Origin of the sequence: Pseudomonas sp. 3HC3 (assembly GCF_044904505.1) — a bacterium.
GTDB classification, from domain to species: domain Bacteria; phylum Pseudomonadota; class Gammaproteobacteria; order Pseudomonadales; family Pseudomonadaceae; genus Aquipseudomonas; species Aquipseudomonas putida_Y.
This window is the reverse complement of the sequence record NZ_JADDRH010000001.1, coordinates 124,403-139,692: the sequence shown is the minus strand read 5'-3', so window position 1 is coordinate 139,692 and position 15,290 is coordinate 124,403. Positions and strand designations below refer to the sequence as shown.

Here is a 15,290-nt window from a genome sequence, read left to right as displayed (position 1 = left end):
CTCACTGCCCGCGCAGGTCTTCGAAGAAGGCCTGCTTGCCATCCACCTGGCTGGACGCCCTTGGAGCCGCTGCGGCGTCACCGCTGGCGGCCTCCACATGCCAATAGCAGTGCCGCACTGCACGGGTCACCGCCACGTAGGCCAAGCGCTGCACTTCGTCCTTCTGTGCCGAATCGAACGGTTGGGTATCACCTGCCTTGCCCAGCCCGGCCTGGCGGTATACCTGGTTCTTGTAGGGAGAGCTGGTCAGGTACTGGCAGTCACCCAGCATGAACACCGCATCGGCCTGCAAACCCTTGGCACTGTGATAGGTCAGCTGACGCAGCCGGCGCTGCTCGGCCGGTAGCGCCGCGTCGGCGTGCAACACGCTTTGCAGGTGCTCGTTCATCAACGCCCGGTCACTGCCTTTGCGGTACAGCATCATGACCGTCTCTCCCCGCTGGTAGTGCTCGACAAGCGTTTCGCCCAAAGCAGCCTCGTCACGGTCGAACACCTTGACCGGCGAGCCGGGCAACTCGGCCGCCGGGCCACTGGCGCGCGCTTTCTTGCCGGCAATCGCCGGGGTGCCCTTGACCAGGTGTTCGGCCGCATCGATCACCTGCTGCTGGCATCGGTAGTTGTCGACCAGCATCACCCGCGTGTTGGCCGGCGACGGGAATGCCTTGGTGAACTCCATGAAATACTTGGGCGAACTGCCACGCCAGCCGTAGATCGATTGCCAGTCGTCACCCACGCACAGCAACGACGAATGCTGGGCATGGCGCCCGGTGTGCATGGCCGGGCCGCGGCGCCGTATTTCAGCAAGGCTGGCACGCAACCAGCTGACGATCTGCGGCGACACGTCCTGGAACTCGTCGATCATCAGGTGCGCCAGCGGCCGCAGCAACGGATCGGGCAGCAGGTGCAGGTTTTCCGGGTTGTTCTCGCCAAACAGGGCGAACATGCGGTTGTAGCTCATCACCGGTGGCGACTGGTCCAGCAGGTGCGCTTCCAGGGCTTTCCAGTAAAGTGCCAGGGCCTCGAAGAACAGTGCATCGCTATCGCCAGACGGGAAGCTCATCGCCGCCACTGCTTTGTTCACCTCCAAGCCAAGGTTTTCGATGAAATTGGCCGCACTGACGAACGCATCCAGCAGCGGCGCCGGGGCCAGTTCACCCTTGACCTTGTACTCAAAGCCAGGGCCGGCCACAGCATCGCCCGCCAACGATGCCGCCAGGCGCCTGGCCATGGCGTAGTTGTCGAGCCAGATCAGCGGCCTGTCGCAGAACGCCTGCAGCAGCGTGCGCTTGACCGCCCACTCGGCACGCACCGTCAGCTTGGCGCCGGGGCGCTGGTACTGCGCACTTTGTGCGGGATCGAAACCCAGCACCACCAAAGGCCCCTGGCCTTCCAGGCGGCCATGCACATAAAAGCGGCTGCCACGGATGTCGACCGTTTCGCGGCAGGGCTCGATGCCCTTGATCGGCCAGACGCCAGCGGCGAACCACAGGTCCTCGATCACGTCGCACAGTTCTTCGTCGCGCTGGGCGGCCAATTGGGTCACCTGTGCGCGCTTCTGCACATCAGGGTTGTTCGGGTCCAGCGGCTTCAGTTGCAAGGCTTCGCTGCGCAACTGGCCGACCAGCTCGGCAAAACGCGAGCTCTCGCCCAGCAAGCTGCTGTAGCACTGGTTCAGTTGCTGGCGCTGGGCATCGTTCAGGCGCAGGTCGAACGGGTTGCTGTCGGCCTCGGCCTCACGCCCGGCAGGCATCTCGTGGCCCAGTGTTTCAAATGCACGCACCTGGCCGAAGCCCGGCAGGCTGCGCACCAGCGGCAGGATGCGCGAATGGAACGTGCGGACCAGCTCGCGGGCCTGCACAGGCTGCAGGTTGATCTGCCACAGGGCGAACACCTGGAGCAGGCGCTTGATGAAGTCCTTGCGCGATTCGCGGGTGAAGGTGACCACGGTCATCGCATCCAGCTCGTAACCCAGGTAATGACGCAGCAGCAGGATGCGCAGCACCAGTGACGTGGACTTGCCTGCCCCGGCGCCTGCCACAACGCAGGTAGACGGGGTGTCACTGAAGATCAGCTTCCATTGCGCGGGGCTGGGCTGGGCTTCGGCAGGCAGGCGCTGGGCGACATCGGCCTTGAAGCGCTTTTTCAACTCGGCCGTCAACGGCAGGCGCCAGTCGTCGAACAAGTTGTCATCCTGGCCTGGCACGGCGGCGCTGTCGGGGCGCGTATCGCGGATCACCAGCACCTGGCGCCCAGCCTCATAGCCCTCCACCCGACCACGCTCGAACCCTTCACGCACGCCATCAGCATGGCCAGTGCGCTGGCCTGTAACGTGGCCGAGGAACCACGAGTCGCGGTGCTGGGCTTGCAGGCGGGTCAGGCCACGGCCCAACAGGCGGGCGGCCAGGCGGCGAAACCAGGGCAGCTGGGCAGGAGGGGTAAGGTCGGCGGGGGCCAGGGGTTGCTCGTGGGCCACGGTCACTCCGTTGAAAATCAAAACAGCAGGCATGTTCGCCGCATCGACGAAAAATCGCCAGCGAATGCTTGCAGATCAGTGGATTAGGCGATGAAGCGAATAAAGCGCAGCAAAAAATAACATCTACTAAATAGATTGTTTTAAGCCGATATTTACGCTTATTTTCGATGTTTCTTTAGCGCATCATGGCGCCATTCCACTGATTCAAGGAGCACGACCATGCTGCAACTGCGACCCTTCGAAAGCCTCGGCCACGCTAACCATGGCTGGCTCGACGCCCACCACCATTTCTCGTTTGCCGAGTACTACGACCCGGCACGCATGCACTGGGGTAACCTGCGGGTTTGGAACGACGACCTGATCGCGGCCGGCAGCGGCTTCCCCCCGCACCCGCACCGCGACATGGAAATCATCACTTATGTGCGTGAAGGCGCGATCAGCCACCAGGACAGCCTGGGCAACAAGGGCCGCACCGAAGCCGGTGATGTTCAGGTGATGAGCGCCGGTACCGGCATCGTGCACAGCGAGTACAACCTGGAAGACATCGACACACGTATTTTCCAGATCTGGATCGTGCCGGAGCGCACCGGTGAAGCACCACAGTGGGGTAGCCGGCCGTTTCCCAAAGGCGAGCGCGGCGAAGGCTTCGTGACCCTGGCCAGCGGCCGCACGGGTGACGAGGACAGCCTGCAGATCCGTACCGATGCCCGCCTGGTGGCTGCCACCCTGCGGGCGGGTGAAACCGCCGAGTACCGCTTCGATGCCGCACGCCGGGGTTACCTGGTGCCGGCCAAGGGGCTGGTAGAAGTCAACGGGCTGCGGGCCAAGGCGCGCGATGGCGTGGCGATCGAGCAGGAAGCGGTGCTGCGGGTAACCGCCATCGAGGACAGCGAGATCGTACTTGTGGATGTGGCCTGATAACCCGGCCTGCGACAATCCATGTAGCAGCGCAGGGCTGCCCCCATAGAACAACCCGGTTCAGCAGGGTTTTGTGGGGGCTGGCTTGCGGCCCTGGACCTCCCCGGCTATCGCAAGGCAGCCATCAAACATTGGCGCCATCAGCCAGCCTGCACTAGCGTTGTGCTACCAGCCAGCCCAACGTTCCTGCGGAGCACTCGATCATCATGCCGGACCTGCGCCCGAATCCAACGCTGTGCCTGGAGTACCGTGCCGAACAAGCCATTCACCACGCTTTTATCAAGCAGGCCAGCCGCTGCCCGGCGGCCATTGCCATCATTGGCCAGCACACAACCTGCAGCTACTCCCAACTGGAGCAGATCAGCGCGGGCATTGCCGCGTTTCTGGTTAAAAACGCCGCCAGCGGCACCGATCGTGTAGTCATCGTCACCCACCGCAGCGCCGCCCTGGTGTACGCCATGCTCGGCTGCCTGCGTGCCGGCCTGGCCTTCACCGTGGCTGACGCCGCTTACCCTGCCGCGCGTATCGAGCAAATCGTCAGCACCCTGAAGCCTGCGGTGGTCCTGCGCTGTGCCGAGGCAACCGTCGACGTCGGCCAACCCATGGTCGTCACGGTGCCTGAAGCCCCCGCTGAAGCGCTGCAAGCCTTCCCTTGCCAACCTGTCGCGCTGCCCGCTGTCAGCCCCGAGCAGCCGGCCTACATCACCTTCACCTCGGGCAGCACCGGCGAGCCCAAGGGCATCGTCACCCACCACGCACCGCTGGTGCACTTCATCGACTGGCATGTGCGCCAGCACGGCTTTACCCAGGCCGACACCTTCTCGCTGCTTTCTGGCCTGGGCCACGACCCGGTATACCGCGACGTGTTCACGCCACTGTCGCTTGGCGCGACCATTGCCTGCCCGGCCCAGTCGACCCTGACCGCCCCCTCACGGCTGGCCAGCTGGCTTCACCAGCACGGTGTGAGCGTGATCCATCTCACCCCGCCGCTGGGCAAGCTGATCGAAACTGGCGCACACCTGAACGGCCAGGTTCTCGACCACCTGCGCTACCTGTTCTGGGGTGGCGATGCACTCAGCCCGACGCAGTACCAGCAGGTCCGCGCCATCGCACCGAATGCCGTCAATGTGAACTTCTACGGCACCACCGAAACCCCACAGGCCATGGCTTTCCACACCCTCGACCCGGAAATGGACAATGCCCGGGTGCCCCTGGGCAAAGGCATTGCCGATGCACAATTGCTGGTGATAAACCCGGCCAACCAGCTGGTCAGCGAGGGCGAGACAGGCGAAATCCTGATCCGCAGCCCCTACCTGTCGCGGGGTTACTGGGGCGACCCAGGGCTGACCGAAGCCAAATTCATCGCCAACCCGTTCACCGCTGACGCGGCCGACCGCTGTTACCGCACTGGCGATCTGGGCACCTACCTGGCCGATGGCAGCGCCAGTTTTCTGGGGCGCGCTGACAGCCAGGTGAAAATCCGTGGGCATCGCATCGAGCTGGCGGAAATCGAGAACGCCATCTGCCGTCACCCGCACATAGGGCAATGCGTGGTCCTGGCCAACCACGACAGTGCATCGACCCGGCTGGTTGCCTATTGCGTCGCACAGCAGCCCACCCGAGCTGACGAACTGCGCCAGGCGCTCGCCGGCCTGTTGCCTGACTACATGGTGCCGGCGCTGTTCGTGTTCCTTGATACCTTGCCGCTCACCCCCAACGGCAAGGTCGACAAACGCGCGCTGCCTGCTGCATTTGACGACAGTATCAACCTACCCTTGTCACCCCTGGCCGAAAAGCTGAGTACAGCCTGGGCACGCATCCTCCAGGTGCCGCGCCTGGACGCCAGGTTGAGCTTTGTCGAGCTGGGCGGCGACTCGCTGTCGTTTGTGCAGGCCTCGCGCGTGCTCGAGGCGCTCATCGGCCACCTGCCTGAACGTTGGGAAACCCTGCCGGTGTGCCAGCTGGCCGAGCTGAGTACGCCGCCCAAGGGCACGTGGCGGGTAATGGAAATGCCGGTGTTCATACGCATGCTCGCCATCATCCTGATTGTGGTCGGCCACCTGGGCGAGTTCGACCACTGGCTGATCGTCGGCGAAACCTCGGTGCTGTTCCTGGTCTCTGGCATCGCCCTGGCGCGCTTTCAGCTCAAGGCCATCGAAGCGCGCGGTGATGCACGCACGCTGCTCAGGTCACTGGCAGCCATCGTGGTGCCAACACTGTTGTACACCGCATTGATCCAGCTGGTATTCGACCGCCTGCACTGGCAATCGCTGCTGCTGGTTTCCAACTGGTTCCCCGCCAGCGAGGTCAGCCTGTTCAACTATTGGTACATCGAAGTGTTGGTGCAGATGATCGTGATCATTGGCCTGGTGCTGTCGATCAGGCGCGTGCGCCAGGTGCTGCTTGCCGACCCGTTTCGCTGGCTGATCATCGCTGCCTGTGCACTGGTGGCGCTGGATGTGTTGCTCAACCAGTTCGTATTCGATGCCAGTGCCCTGCTCAACCGGGTACCCCAGCACTTCCTCGCGGTGATGGTGCTGGGCATGGCCGTGCACCATGCCGACACGACCTCACGCAAATGGGTGGCCAGTGCGGTGGCCGTGCTGGTGGTGGGTGAGCTGGACCTGATGGCGGTTGCCCATGTTGGCTGGCAAGCCTTGACACACTATGTCGACATCGCCCTGCCAGCGATACTGGCGCTTGTCTGGTTCCGCTCGGTGCCAGTGCCCGCCCTGGTTGCACGGGCGGGTACGGTGATCGCTTCGTCAACCTTGTATATTTACTTGACGCATTTCCAGTTCGAGTCGGTGGCGGAGCATGTTTTCAGGCACCCGTTGTTCGAGGTGGCCCTGGCACTCGCTGGAGGGGTACTGGTGAGCTATTGCTGGAACACCCTGTTGCGCCTGCTGTTTACCCGCAGGCGCAAGCAGCACCAGGCGCGTGGAGCCGATCCAGCTGAACGCGCCACCTCTGCCTGAGCGAAGATGAGCCGCCAGCGCATGCACTACTCTTGTCCGGCCAGTTCGGCCAGCACCTCGGCCGAGGTGGTGACCTGGCGGAAGTGGTGCTTCCACAGGTCGGTACCCAGCTTGCCCGAGCGGTCCAGCGATGACCCTATTGTCATGTCTGTCACCAGCGTGGGCATCAGCCCTGCGTCGAACAGGGCAAAACCGGCGGCCAGCACGCAGGTTTCGGTTTGCAACCCACACACCAGCACCCGCTCTACACCCAGTTGCCGGATGTAGTCGATAGCTTCGGCACTTTGCCCATAGCCATGCTTGACGAACACCTGGTCGGCCTCGACCAGGCTCTCGTCCTCCGCCGCCGGGTGCCAGCCGAGCTGGCGCTCGAACGGCGTGACCTGTTCATCATGCAACTCGACCGAGGCTATGGTGGGAATGTTCGCTGACAACCGGCGCAAACCATCGACCAGCCACTCGGGCGGGCTGAAGGTGGACTGAACATCGACGATGAGCAAAACCTGTCGCATAGCGTACTCCGACCATCATGCAAAATGGCGCGGAGTATAACGCGTGGCGCCGGGCCTTGATCACCAATCGTTGCTCCCCCCCCCAACGACAATGCCGGCGCAAGTTGGGCAAATACCTTGGCGAGCAGCACAAGGTAGCTTCTGCAAGGCACTGGACTGTGACGACAATCGGCACCCTGGCCATGAAGGCTGCCGTAGCTGCGACGTATTCCTTCAGGCTATGATCGGTCACCCTGCCGCGGACACCCTGAGCCATGCCCGTAGACCTGCAAGCGTTGTACCCCAGGCTGATCCACCTGATGCTGGACACGGTATTCGTGGTCGACAGGGACAACCAGATCGTGTTCGTCAGTGATGCCTGCAAGACGCTGCTGGGCTACGAGGCCTGCGAACTGATCGGCACGCCGATCACCCGCTACATGCACCCTGACGACCTCCCGGCTACGCGCGCCTCGATCATGCGGGTGATGAACGGCCAGCCGCACTACGACTTTTGCAACCGTTACCTTCGCAAGGATGGCAGCGTGGTGCACATACTGTGGGCGGCCTGCTGGTCCGACGAGGCCCAGGCGCGTATAGGCGTGGCACGGGACGTTACCGCCCTGCGCGAGGCCGAAGACGAACTGCGCTTCCTCGCCCATCATGACCCACTGACCCGGCTGGCCAACCGCGCCATGTTCAATGAACGGCTGGACACCGCCCTGGCCACGGCCCGGCGTCATAACCGCAAGCTGGCCTTGCTGTTCCTCGACATCAATGACTTCAAGCAGATCAACGACAACCACGGCCACAGCGTGGGTGACCGGGTACTGTGCACACTGGCCCGGCGCCTGGAAAGCTGCGTGGGGGCAGCCGGCACTGTAGCGCGGATGGGCGGTGACGAATTCACCGTGCTGTTGCCCGATTGCCCGTCGCCGGAGGCCATTACCACGCACGTACAGCACATTCTCGCGGTCATGGCCAAGCCGCTCGGCGCCGAGTTTTCCGGCATCGATACACCGTCCTGCAGTATTGGCGTGGCCCGCTTTCCGGACGACGGCAACGATGCCGACATGTTACTGCGCCATGCTGACGGGCACATGTACCGAATCAAGCGCCAACGCGCTGCGACGGGCTGAAAGCAAGGGCACACCGCATGGCTGAACACCTGCAAGCAACTGCCGGGCAAACACCCGCCTCCGTCGGCCTGGGCCAGGCATTGCTGTTCTGGCTGAAGCTGGGTTTCGTCAGTTTCGGCGGCCCGGCCGGGCAGATTGCGATCATGCACCAGGAGCTGGTGGAGCGGCGCCGCTGGATCAGTGAGCGGCGTTTCCTGCATGCCCTCAACTACTGCATGTTGCTGCCCGGGCCCGAGGCCCAGCAACTGGCCACCTACATCGGCTGGCTGATGCACCGCACCTGGGGCGGGGTGATTGCCGGCGCTCTGTTCGTGCTCCCGTCGCTGTTCATTCTGATCGGCCTGTCGTGGGTGTACCTGACCTGGAGCGAAGTACCGGTGGTCGCCGGGATTTTCGCAGGGATCAAGCCGGCCGTGACCGCCATCGTCGTGCATGCCGCCCACCGCATTGGCACGCGGGCGCTAAAGAATGGCTGGTTATGGGCCATTGCCGCGGCCTCGTTCGTGGCCATCTTCGCGCTTGACGTCCCCTTCCCGCTGATCGTGCTGGCTGCAGCACTGCTGGGGTATGTCGGCGGCCGGGTGCTGCCGGCACAGTTCGCGCCCGGTGGGGGGCACAGCGCAGCCAGCACCCGCCAGCGCCCGGCGCTGATCGACGACGATACCCCGATCCCCGCGCACGCCCGCTTCAGTTGGGGCCGCCTGGTGACCTTGCTGCTGGCAGTGGCGGCGCTTTGGCTTCTGCCCATGGGCCTGCTGATAGCGACCTTTGGCTGGCACGGCACACTGACGCAAATGGGCTGGTTCTTCACCAAGGCGGCGCTGCTGACCTTCGGCGGTGCCTATGCGGTGCTGCCCTATGTCTATCAAGGGGCTGTCGGCCACTATGGCTGGCTGTCGCCCACGCAGATGATCGATGGCCTGGCGCTGGGCGAGACCACGCCCGGGCCGCTGATCATGGTGGTGGCCTTCGTCGGTTTCGTCGGCGGCTACCTGCAGCCGATGTTCGGCGCCAACCAAGCGTTCCTCGCGGGCGCAGTGGCAGCGAGCCTGGTGACCTGGTTCACCTTCCTGCCCTCGTTCCTGTTCATCCTCGCCGGAGGGCCGCTGGTGGAGTCGACCCACAACGAACTGAAATTCACGGCCCCGTTGACCGGGATAACTGCGGCGGTGGTGGGGGTAATCCTCAACCTCGCGCTGTTCTTCGGCTACCACGTGCTGTGGCCGGCCGGGTTCGATGGCGCGTTCCACTGGTCCTCGGCTGCGATAGCGCTTGCGGCGGCTGTGGCGCTGTTCCGCTATAAGCGCGGGGTGATACACGTGTTGATCGGCTGCGCCGTTGCCGGGCTCGCCCTTCACCTTTTCCGCTGATGGAGCCGATCATGCGCAACCCTGAAGACGCCTTGCTCGAGAGTTGGCAGCATAACGCCCAAGCCTGGATCGACGCCGTACGCAACGGCGCCATCGAGAGCCGTCGCCAGGTCACTGACCAGGCCATCCTGCTGGCCATCCTTGGCCGCCAGCCCGAACGGGTGCTCGACCTGGGCTGCGGTGAAGGCTGGCTGCTGCGCGCGCTGGCCGACCGGGGTATCGAGGCCGTGGGCGTCGACGGCGACAGAACGCTGGTTGATGCAGCGCGAGCTGCCGGCGCGGGTGAGGTACACCTGGCCAGCTATGCGCAGTTGGCTGAGGCAAAGGTGCATGTTGGCAAGGACTATGACCTGATCTGCGCCAACTTCGCGCTGTTGCACCAGGACATCATTGAACTGTTATCGGCAATGCGTGCTTTGCTGGTGCCAGGCGGTGCGCTGGAGATCCAGACCCTGCACCCGTGGAGCGTGGCCGGTGGGGACTATCAGGATGGCTGGCGAGAGGAGTCTTTTGCCGGGTTTGCCGGGGATTGGCAACCGATGCCTTGGTATTTCCGCACCCTGACCAGTTGGCTGAATGCGTTGGACATGGCGGGATTGCGACTGGTCGGTTTGCAGGAGCCGCAGCACCCGCAAAGCGCGGTGCCGCAGTCGTTGTTGATGGTGGCTGAGCGTCACTGATTCGGGCCGTAATAATCCTGTGGGAGCAGGGTTCACCCCGCCCCCACAAGGCAGGCCGGGGCAGGCTACAGCACCGGTTTGCGCGCTGCGCCGCTGCGGGCCTTGGCCATGGCTGCCAGGCGCACCGCGACGTTGGCAGCGCCGTAACCGGCGTACCCTGCCTTGCGCTGGATGATCTCGAAGAAGAAACGCTCCTCGAACGGCTCGGTATAGACGTGGAACAGCTCGCCACCTTGAGCATCGCGGTCGTACAGCACGTTGTAGTACGCCAGTTCGCTGAGGAACTCGTCGTCGAAATCGAAACGCGCCGCCAGGTCGTCGTAGTAGTTCAGCGGGATTTCCAGCAGTGGCACCCCTGCCAGCTTGGCCCGCGCCACTTCGCGGAAGATGTCGTCACAATCGAAGGCGATGTGATGCACGCCCGAACCACGGTAGCTTGAAAGCGCATGGGCGATGGCGGTGTTGCGGTTTTCCGAGATATTCAGCGGCAGGCGCAAGGTGCCGCACTGGCTGCGCAGCGCGCGACTCTTGACCAGGCCATACGGGTCGGGCAGCACCACTTCGTCGTCGGCAGCGAAGTCGAACAAACTCTTGTAGAACAGCACCCAGCTGTCCAGCGACTCGGCCGGCAGGGCCAGGGCCATGTGGTCGATGCGGCGCAGGCCGCCGGTCGCGGCTGCGTTCTTGTCCAGGCTGAAGTCGGTGTCGTACAGGGTGTGGCCGGCAGTGCCCTGCTCTACCAGGTACAGCAGGCTGCCATCGGGCGCACGCACGGCCGGCACTTCGCATTCGTTGGGGCCGACCAGGCCGCGGAACGGCTGGCCACGGAAAGCGGTGGCCCGCTTCAGGGCCGCTTGCTGGTCCTTGACCCGCAGCGCAGTGGCGCACAGCGACGGGCCATGGGCCTCGAAGAAGTTGTGGCCGAAGGAGTACGGTTCAGCGTTCAGCACAATGTTGATATCACCCTGGCGCAGCAGTTGCACTTCTTTGCTGCGGTGCTTGCCGGCTTCGGCAAAGCCCAGGCGCTTCAACCAGTTGCCCAGGCGCGCGCCGACGGCTTCGTCGACCGCGAACTCCAGGAACTCCACGCCGTCATAAGCGCTGGCCGGCGGCGGGGTGAACAGTACGCCAGGTTCGATCGGCGTGTTTTCCTGCTCCAGGCGCAAGCGGGTCTGCTCTTCAAGGTACAGCAGCGAACGCAAGCCGTCGGCAGCATTCTGCCGGGTCGGTGCGGCGCGGAAGCCGTCATTGAAGATTTCCAGCGACAGCGGGCCACGGTAACCCGTGGCGAGGATCGGCGCCAGGAAACCGGCCATGTCCATTTCGCCCTGCCCCGGGAAACAGCGAAAGTGACGGCTCCACTCCAGCACATCCATGGCCAGGATCGGCGCATCGGCCATTTGCACGAAGAAGATCTTGTCGCCGGGGATGTCGCGGATCGCGCTGGGGTCACCTTTGAGCGACAAGGTGTGGAAGCTGTCGAGGATCACCCCGAGTGCCGGGTGGTCGGCCTGGCGCACCAGGTTCCACACTTGCTGGTATGTGTTGACGTGGCGGCCCCAGGCCAGCGCTTCGTAACCAATGCGCAGGCCGCGCTTGCCGGCATGTTCGCCCAGCAGGCGCAGGTCGTCGACCAACAGTTGCTCGTCACCCAGGGCGTCGGCCTGGACGTTGCTGCACACCAGCACCAGGTCAGTGCCCAGCTCCTGCATCAGGTCAAACTTGCGTTCGGCGCGGTCGAGGTTTTTCTGCAGGCGGTCACGGCGGCAACCTTCAAAGTCGCGGAACGGCTGGAACAAGGTGATGGCAATGCCCAGGTCGGCGCACATCTGGCGTACCTGGCGCGGGCTGCCAGCGTAATAAAGCAGGTCGTTTTCGAAGATCTCGACGCCGTCAAAACCGGCGGCGGCGATGGCTTCGAGCTTTTCCGGCAGAGTGCCGCTCAAGGACACGGTAGCGATCGAACGCTGCATGGCGGGAGTTCCTTGTTGTTGGAGGAATACGGTGCCATTCGGGCAAACAAACCCTGTCACAGTTTATGGCACGATCGATTATTCGCAGGTAAAGTCGACGCTTCAATCTCTTTGTACGGAATGGTTAGTTTTGCGTTCGATTATCGCACAAAACCCGTTTTAGCGAATTGCTAGACCGCGGCCCCGTGGTCAACATGGACCACAGACGCAGGCACACCGACCGTTGCCTCCTGCCTTGGCATAACCTCTGGCGGAACCTGCGCAAACAACAATAACAACGGAGACAACGATGGCTCACTCCAGCTCGCAAGCAAAGAAAGCGACCGCCAGTGGATGGATAGGCTCGGCACTCGAGTACTACGACTTCTTCATCTACGCCCAGGCCGCTGCGCTGATTTTCCCGCAGATTTTCTTCCCCAACACCGACCCGAAAATGGCCATCATTGCCTCGCTGGCCACCTATGGCGTGGGCTACCTGGCACGCCCGGTCGGCGCCTTCGTACTGGGCCACTGGGGTGACACCCGCGGTCGCAAGAACGTACTGCTGCTGTGCATGTTCCTGATGGGCCTGTCGACCATGGCTGTCGGCCTGCTACCCACCTACCACGACATCGGCTACCTCGCACCGGCCTTGCTGGTTGTGCTGCGCCTGATACAGGGCTTTGCCGTGGCCGGGGAAATTTCGGGTGCCAGTTCCATGATCATGGAGCACGCGCCGTTTGGCCGAAGAGGCTACTACGCCAGTTTCACCCTGCAAGGTGTGCAAGCGGGTCAGGTACTGGCGGCGGCGGTATTCCTGCCACTGGCTTACTTCATGCCCAGCGAAGCCTTTACTGAATGGGGCTGGCGTATTCCGTTCCTGATGAGCGCCTTCGTGCTGATTGCCGGCTTCATCATCCGTAAGGAAGTGCACGAAACCCCAGCGTTCGTTCAAGAAGAGAAACAGGACAAGGTTGTCAAGTCGCCCATCAGCGAAGCCTTCCGCCACAGCTGGAAGCACATGGTGCTGGTGATGTTCATGGCTCTGATGAACGTGATCCCGGTCGTGGCCACCATCTTCGGTGCGGCCTACGCGGTACAGCCGGCGTATGGCATCGGCTTCGACAAGAGCGTCTACCTGTGGATTCCGGTGGTCGGTAACATCGTCGCGGTGCTGGTGATCCCGTTCGTGGGCAACCTGTCGGACAAGATAGGCCGCCGCCCGACCATGATCGCTGGCTGTCTGGGCTCAGGCCTGCTGGCCTTCGTCTACCTGTATGCGATCAGCATCCAGAACGTGCCAATGGCGTTCGCCGCCTCGATCGTCATGTGGGGCATGGTTTACCAGGGTTACAACGCGGTATTCCCAAGCTTCTACCCAGAGCTGTTCCACACCCGCTACCGCGTTACGGCCATGGCCATCGCGCAGAACATCGGCACCATGCTGACCGCCATGCTGCCCGCGCTGTTCGCAATGGTTGCCCCACCTGGCTCGGACAACATTCCGCTGGTAGTTGGTGGGCTGGCCTTCTTCATTACCGGCGTGTGCGCCCTGGCGGCCTACATTGCCCCGGAAACCCACCGCCTGGCGATGGAAGACCTGGGCAACCCAGAGGCCAAGCCGATGGAAAAGGCAGCCTATGAAGCCAGCCGTAAAGGTAGCTTTCAGGCAGTGAGTCACTGATAGATTGCAGGGGCTGCTTTGCAGCCCCTTCGCGGTCAAGCCCGCTCACACATGTACCGTACAGGCTTCAGCCTTTGATCACGTCCTGCAGGCGTGCCCACAGCCGCTGCACATCCCCCCGCTCGGTCGGCAGCGCACCAATCGAAACCCGCACCATCCATCGCCCGTCCAGTGTAGCCGGCGTCACATAGGCATCCCCGGACGCATTCAACCGCTCGGCCCAGCCCTTGGTATGCGCATCCAGCGCATCCCCTTCAAGCCCCGCCGGTCGATGGCGAATGCACAAGGTTTGCAGCTGTACTGGCGCCAACACTTCCCACTCCGCCGCCGCCTCGACCTGCCCCGCCAGCCACTGGGCATTGTCCAGGTCACGCCGCAGCCGCGTCTGCAATGCGTCGACACCCTCGCTGCGCAACATGAACCACAGCTTCAAGGCGCGGAACCGACGACCCAGCGGAATGCCCCAGTCGCGCAGGTTCTTCACCTCGCCATCCACCGCCGACTGCAGGTAGCTGGGATTGGTGCTCATCACCCGGATCAGGTGCTGCGGATCGCGCACGTAATAAATCGAGCAATCGAAGGCCACACCCAGCCATTTGTGCGCGTTGACCACCACCGAATCGGCCAGCTCGATGCCGTCCCACATCCAGCGGCACTCGGGCAGGATCATCGCCGAGCCGGCCATGGCCGAGTCTACGTGCAACCACAGCCCATTGGCCTGGGCGATTTCGCCCACCGGGCGCAGCGGGTCGAGGGCAGTGGTCGTCGTGGTGCCGGTGGTGGCAACCACGGCGCAGGGCTGGTTGCCGGCAGCCAGGTCCTGTTCGATCGCCGCCTGCAGTGCCTCTGAGCGCAGGGCATAGCGTTCGTCGGTGGGGATCAGGCGGATATTGTCGCGACCAAAACCTGCCAGCAGTGCAGCCTTGTCCACCGAGCTGTGGGCGTGGGCGCTGACATACACGATCAAAGGCTTGGCTTCGGCCTGCAGGCCGCCGCGTACCAAGGCGTAGTCAGTGGCGCGTTCACGGGCGCTGATCAGCGCCACCAGGGTGCTGGTCGAGGCGGTGTCCTGGATCACGCCACTCCATTGGCCAGACAGGCCGAGCAACTGGCGCAGCCAGTCGAGGGTGGTTTCTTCCAGTTCGCTGAGGGCCGGGCTGGATTGCCACGACAGGCCCAGCACACCCAGACCGGTACTGAGGAAGTCACCCAGCACCGAGGACAGGGTGCCGTTGGAAGGGAAATAGCCATAGAAGTCCGGGTGCTGCCAATGGGACAGGCCGGGCATGACCCACTGGTTGACATCATCGAGGATAGCCTCGAAGGGTTCGCCTTGGCGGGGCGCGGTTTGCGGCAAGGCCGCCTTGAGGTAGCCAGGCTCGACCTGGGCCATGACCGGGCGCTCGCCGACGGTCTGACGGTAGTCGGCGATCAGGTCGATCAGTTGGTGGCCGTACTGGCGAAATTGTTCGGGGGTCACGCTAGCTCTCCTGGAGGGTTATCCATTGCCTGTGCAGGCCCTTTCGCGGGTAAACCCGCTCCTACAGCCGCGAAGAAGCCGCACAATCAACACAATGCCCCCAGTCTAGGCACCTATCCCCGGCC

The 15,290-nt window shown here is 63.4% G+C and carries 10 protein-coding genes; 6 read left to right on the top strand and 4 right to left on the bottom strand.

The genetic code is table 11. The features are described from left to right. Position 1 precedes the first annotated feature (1 nt). Entirely contained in the window at positions 2–2,506 is a 2,505-nt protein-coding gene (locus tag INQ47_RS00895; protein WP_404700805.1) for a UvrD-helicase domain-containing protein, read from the bottom strand. A 186-nt stretch (positions 2,507–2,692) separates the two neighbouring features. Here INQ47_RS00895 and INQ47_RS00890 point away from each other — a divergent pair, with 186 nt between their 5' ends. After that, a complete protein-coding gene (locus tag INQ47_RS00890) occupies positions 2,693–3,391 on the top strand; it encodes a pirin family protein (protein ID WP_404700804.1) in 699 nt (232 codons plus the stop codon). 206 nt (positions 3,392–3,597) lie between these two features. Next, positions 3,598–6,369: an amino acid adenylation domain-containing protein gene (locus tag INQ47_RS00885; protein WP_404700803.1), complete on the top strand. Its 2,772-nt coding sequence runs from the start codon at positions 3,598–3,600 to the stop codon at positions 6,367–6,369. Between the two features lie 26 nt (positions 6,370–6,395). Here the strand turns inward: INQ47_RS00885 and INQ47_RS00880 are convergent, their stop codons facing one another. After that, on the bottom strand, positions 6,396–6,881 hold the full coding sequence (locus INQ47_RS00880; protein WP_252459956.1) for an isochorismatase family protein: 486 nt from the start codon (positions 6,879–6,881) through the stop codon (positions 6,396–6,398). Positions 6,882–7,135: 254 nt separating this feature from the next. Here INQ47_RS00880 and INQ47_RS00875 point away from each other — a divergent pair, with 254 nt between their 5' ends. Genes INQ47_RS00875 through INQ47_RS00865 form a run of 3 tightly spaced genes read left to right on the top strand, consistent with a single transcriptional unit; the run spans position 7,136 to position 10,049 of the window. Further along, positions 7,136–7,999, top strand: coding sequence for a diguanylate cyclase domain-containing protein (locus INQ47_RS00875; RefSeq protein ID WP_404700802.1), 864 nt, complete (start codon positions 7,136–7,138; stop codon positions 7,997–7,999). Positions 8,000–8,016: 17 nt separating this feature from the next. Further along, positions 8,017–9,369, top strand: coding sequence for a chromate efflux transporter (chrA, locus tag INQ47_RS00870; RefSeq protein WP_404700801.1), 1,353 nt, complete (start codon positions 8,017–8,019; stop codon positions 9,367–9,369). 11 nt (positions 9,370–9,380) lie between these two features. Beyond that, on the top strand, positions 9,381–10,049 hold the full coding sequence (locus INQ47_RS00865) for a class I SAM-dependent methyltransferase (RefSeq protein ID WP_404700800.1): 669 nt from the start codon (positions 9,381–9,383) through the stop codon (positions 10,047–10,049). A gap of 65 nt (positions 10,050–10,114) precedes the next feature. Here INQ47_RS00865 and quiC read toward each other — a convergent pair whose 3' ends face one another. Beyond that, on the bottom strand, positions 10,115–12,022 hold the full coding sequence (gene quiC / locus INQ47_RS00860) for a 3-dehydroshikimate dehydratase QuiC (protein WP_252459962.1): 1,908 nt from the start codon (positions 12,020–12,022) through the stop codon (positions 10,115–10,117). Positions 12,023–12,311: 289 nt separating this feature from the next. On the opposite strand from quiC, the gene INQ47_RS00855 reads away from it, so the two are divergent. Then, entirely contained in the window at positions 12,312–13,685 is a 1,374-nt protein-coding gene (locus INQ47_RS00855; protein WP_252459964.1) for an MFS transporter, read from the top strand. A 67-nt stretch (positions 13,686–13,752) separates the two neighbouring features. On the opposite strand, the gene INQ47_RS00850 is transcribed toward INQ47_RS00855, so the two are convergent. Then, positions 13,753–15,165: a DOPA decarboxylase gene (locus INQ47_RS00850; protein WP_404700799.1), complete on the bottom strand. Its 1,413-nt coding sequence runs from the start codon at positions 15,163–15,165 to the stop codon at positions 13,753–13,755. Between the last annotated feature and the right edge of the window lie 125 nt (positions 15,166–15,290).

Excerpts from the sequence above, each read along its gene's own strand:
- quiC (WP_252459962.1), bottom strand. The coding sequence starts at position 12,022 with ATGCAGCGTTCGATCGCTACCGTGTCCTTGAGCGGCACTCTGCCGGAA.
- INQ47_RS00885 (WP_404700803.1), top strand. The coding sequence starts at position 3,598 with ATGCCGGACCTGCGCCCGAATCCAACGCTGTGCCTGGAGTACCGTGCC.
- INQ47_RS00865 (WP_404700800.1), top strand. The coding sequence starts at position 9,381 with ATGCGCAACCCTGAAGACGCCTTGCTCGAGAGTTGGCAGCATAACGCC.
- INQ47_RS00880 (WP_252459956.1), bottom strand. The coding sequence starts at position 6,881 with ATGCGACAGGTTTTGCTCATCGTCGATGTTCAGTCCACCTTCAGCCCG.
- chrA (WP_404700801.1), top strand. The coding sequence starts at position 8,017 with ATGGCTGAACACCTGCAAGCAACTGCCGGGCAAACACCCGCCTCCGTC.
- INQ47_RS00855 (WP_252459964.1), top strand. The coding sequence starts at position 12,312 with ATGGCTCACTCCAGCTCGCAAGCAAAGAAAGCGACCGCCAGTGGATGG.
- INQ47_RS00895 (WP_404700805.1), bottom strand. The coding sequence starts at position 2,506 with ATGCCTGCTGTTTTGATTTTCAACGGAGTGACCGTGGCCCACGAGCAA.
- INQ47_RS00875 (WP_404700802.1), top strand. The coding sequence starts at position 7,136 with ATGCCCGTAGACCTGCAAGCGTTGTACCCCAGGCTGATCCACCTGATG.
- INQ47_RS00890 (WP_404700804.1), top strand. The coding sequence starts at position 2,693 with ATGCTGCAACTGCGACCCTTCGAAAGCCTCGGCCACGCTAACCATGGC.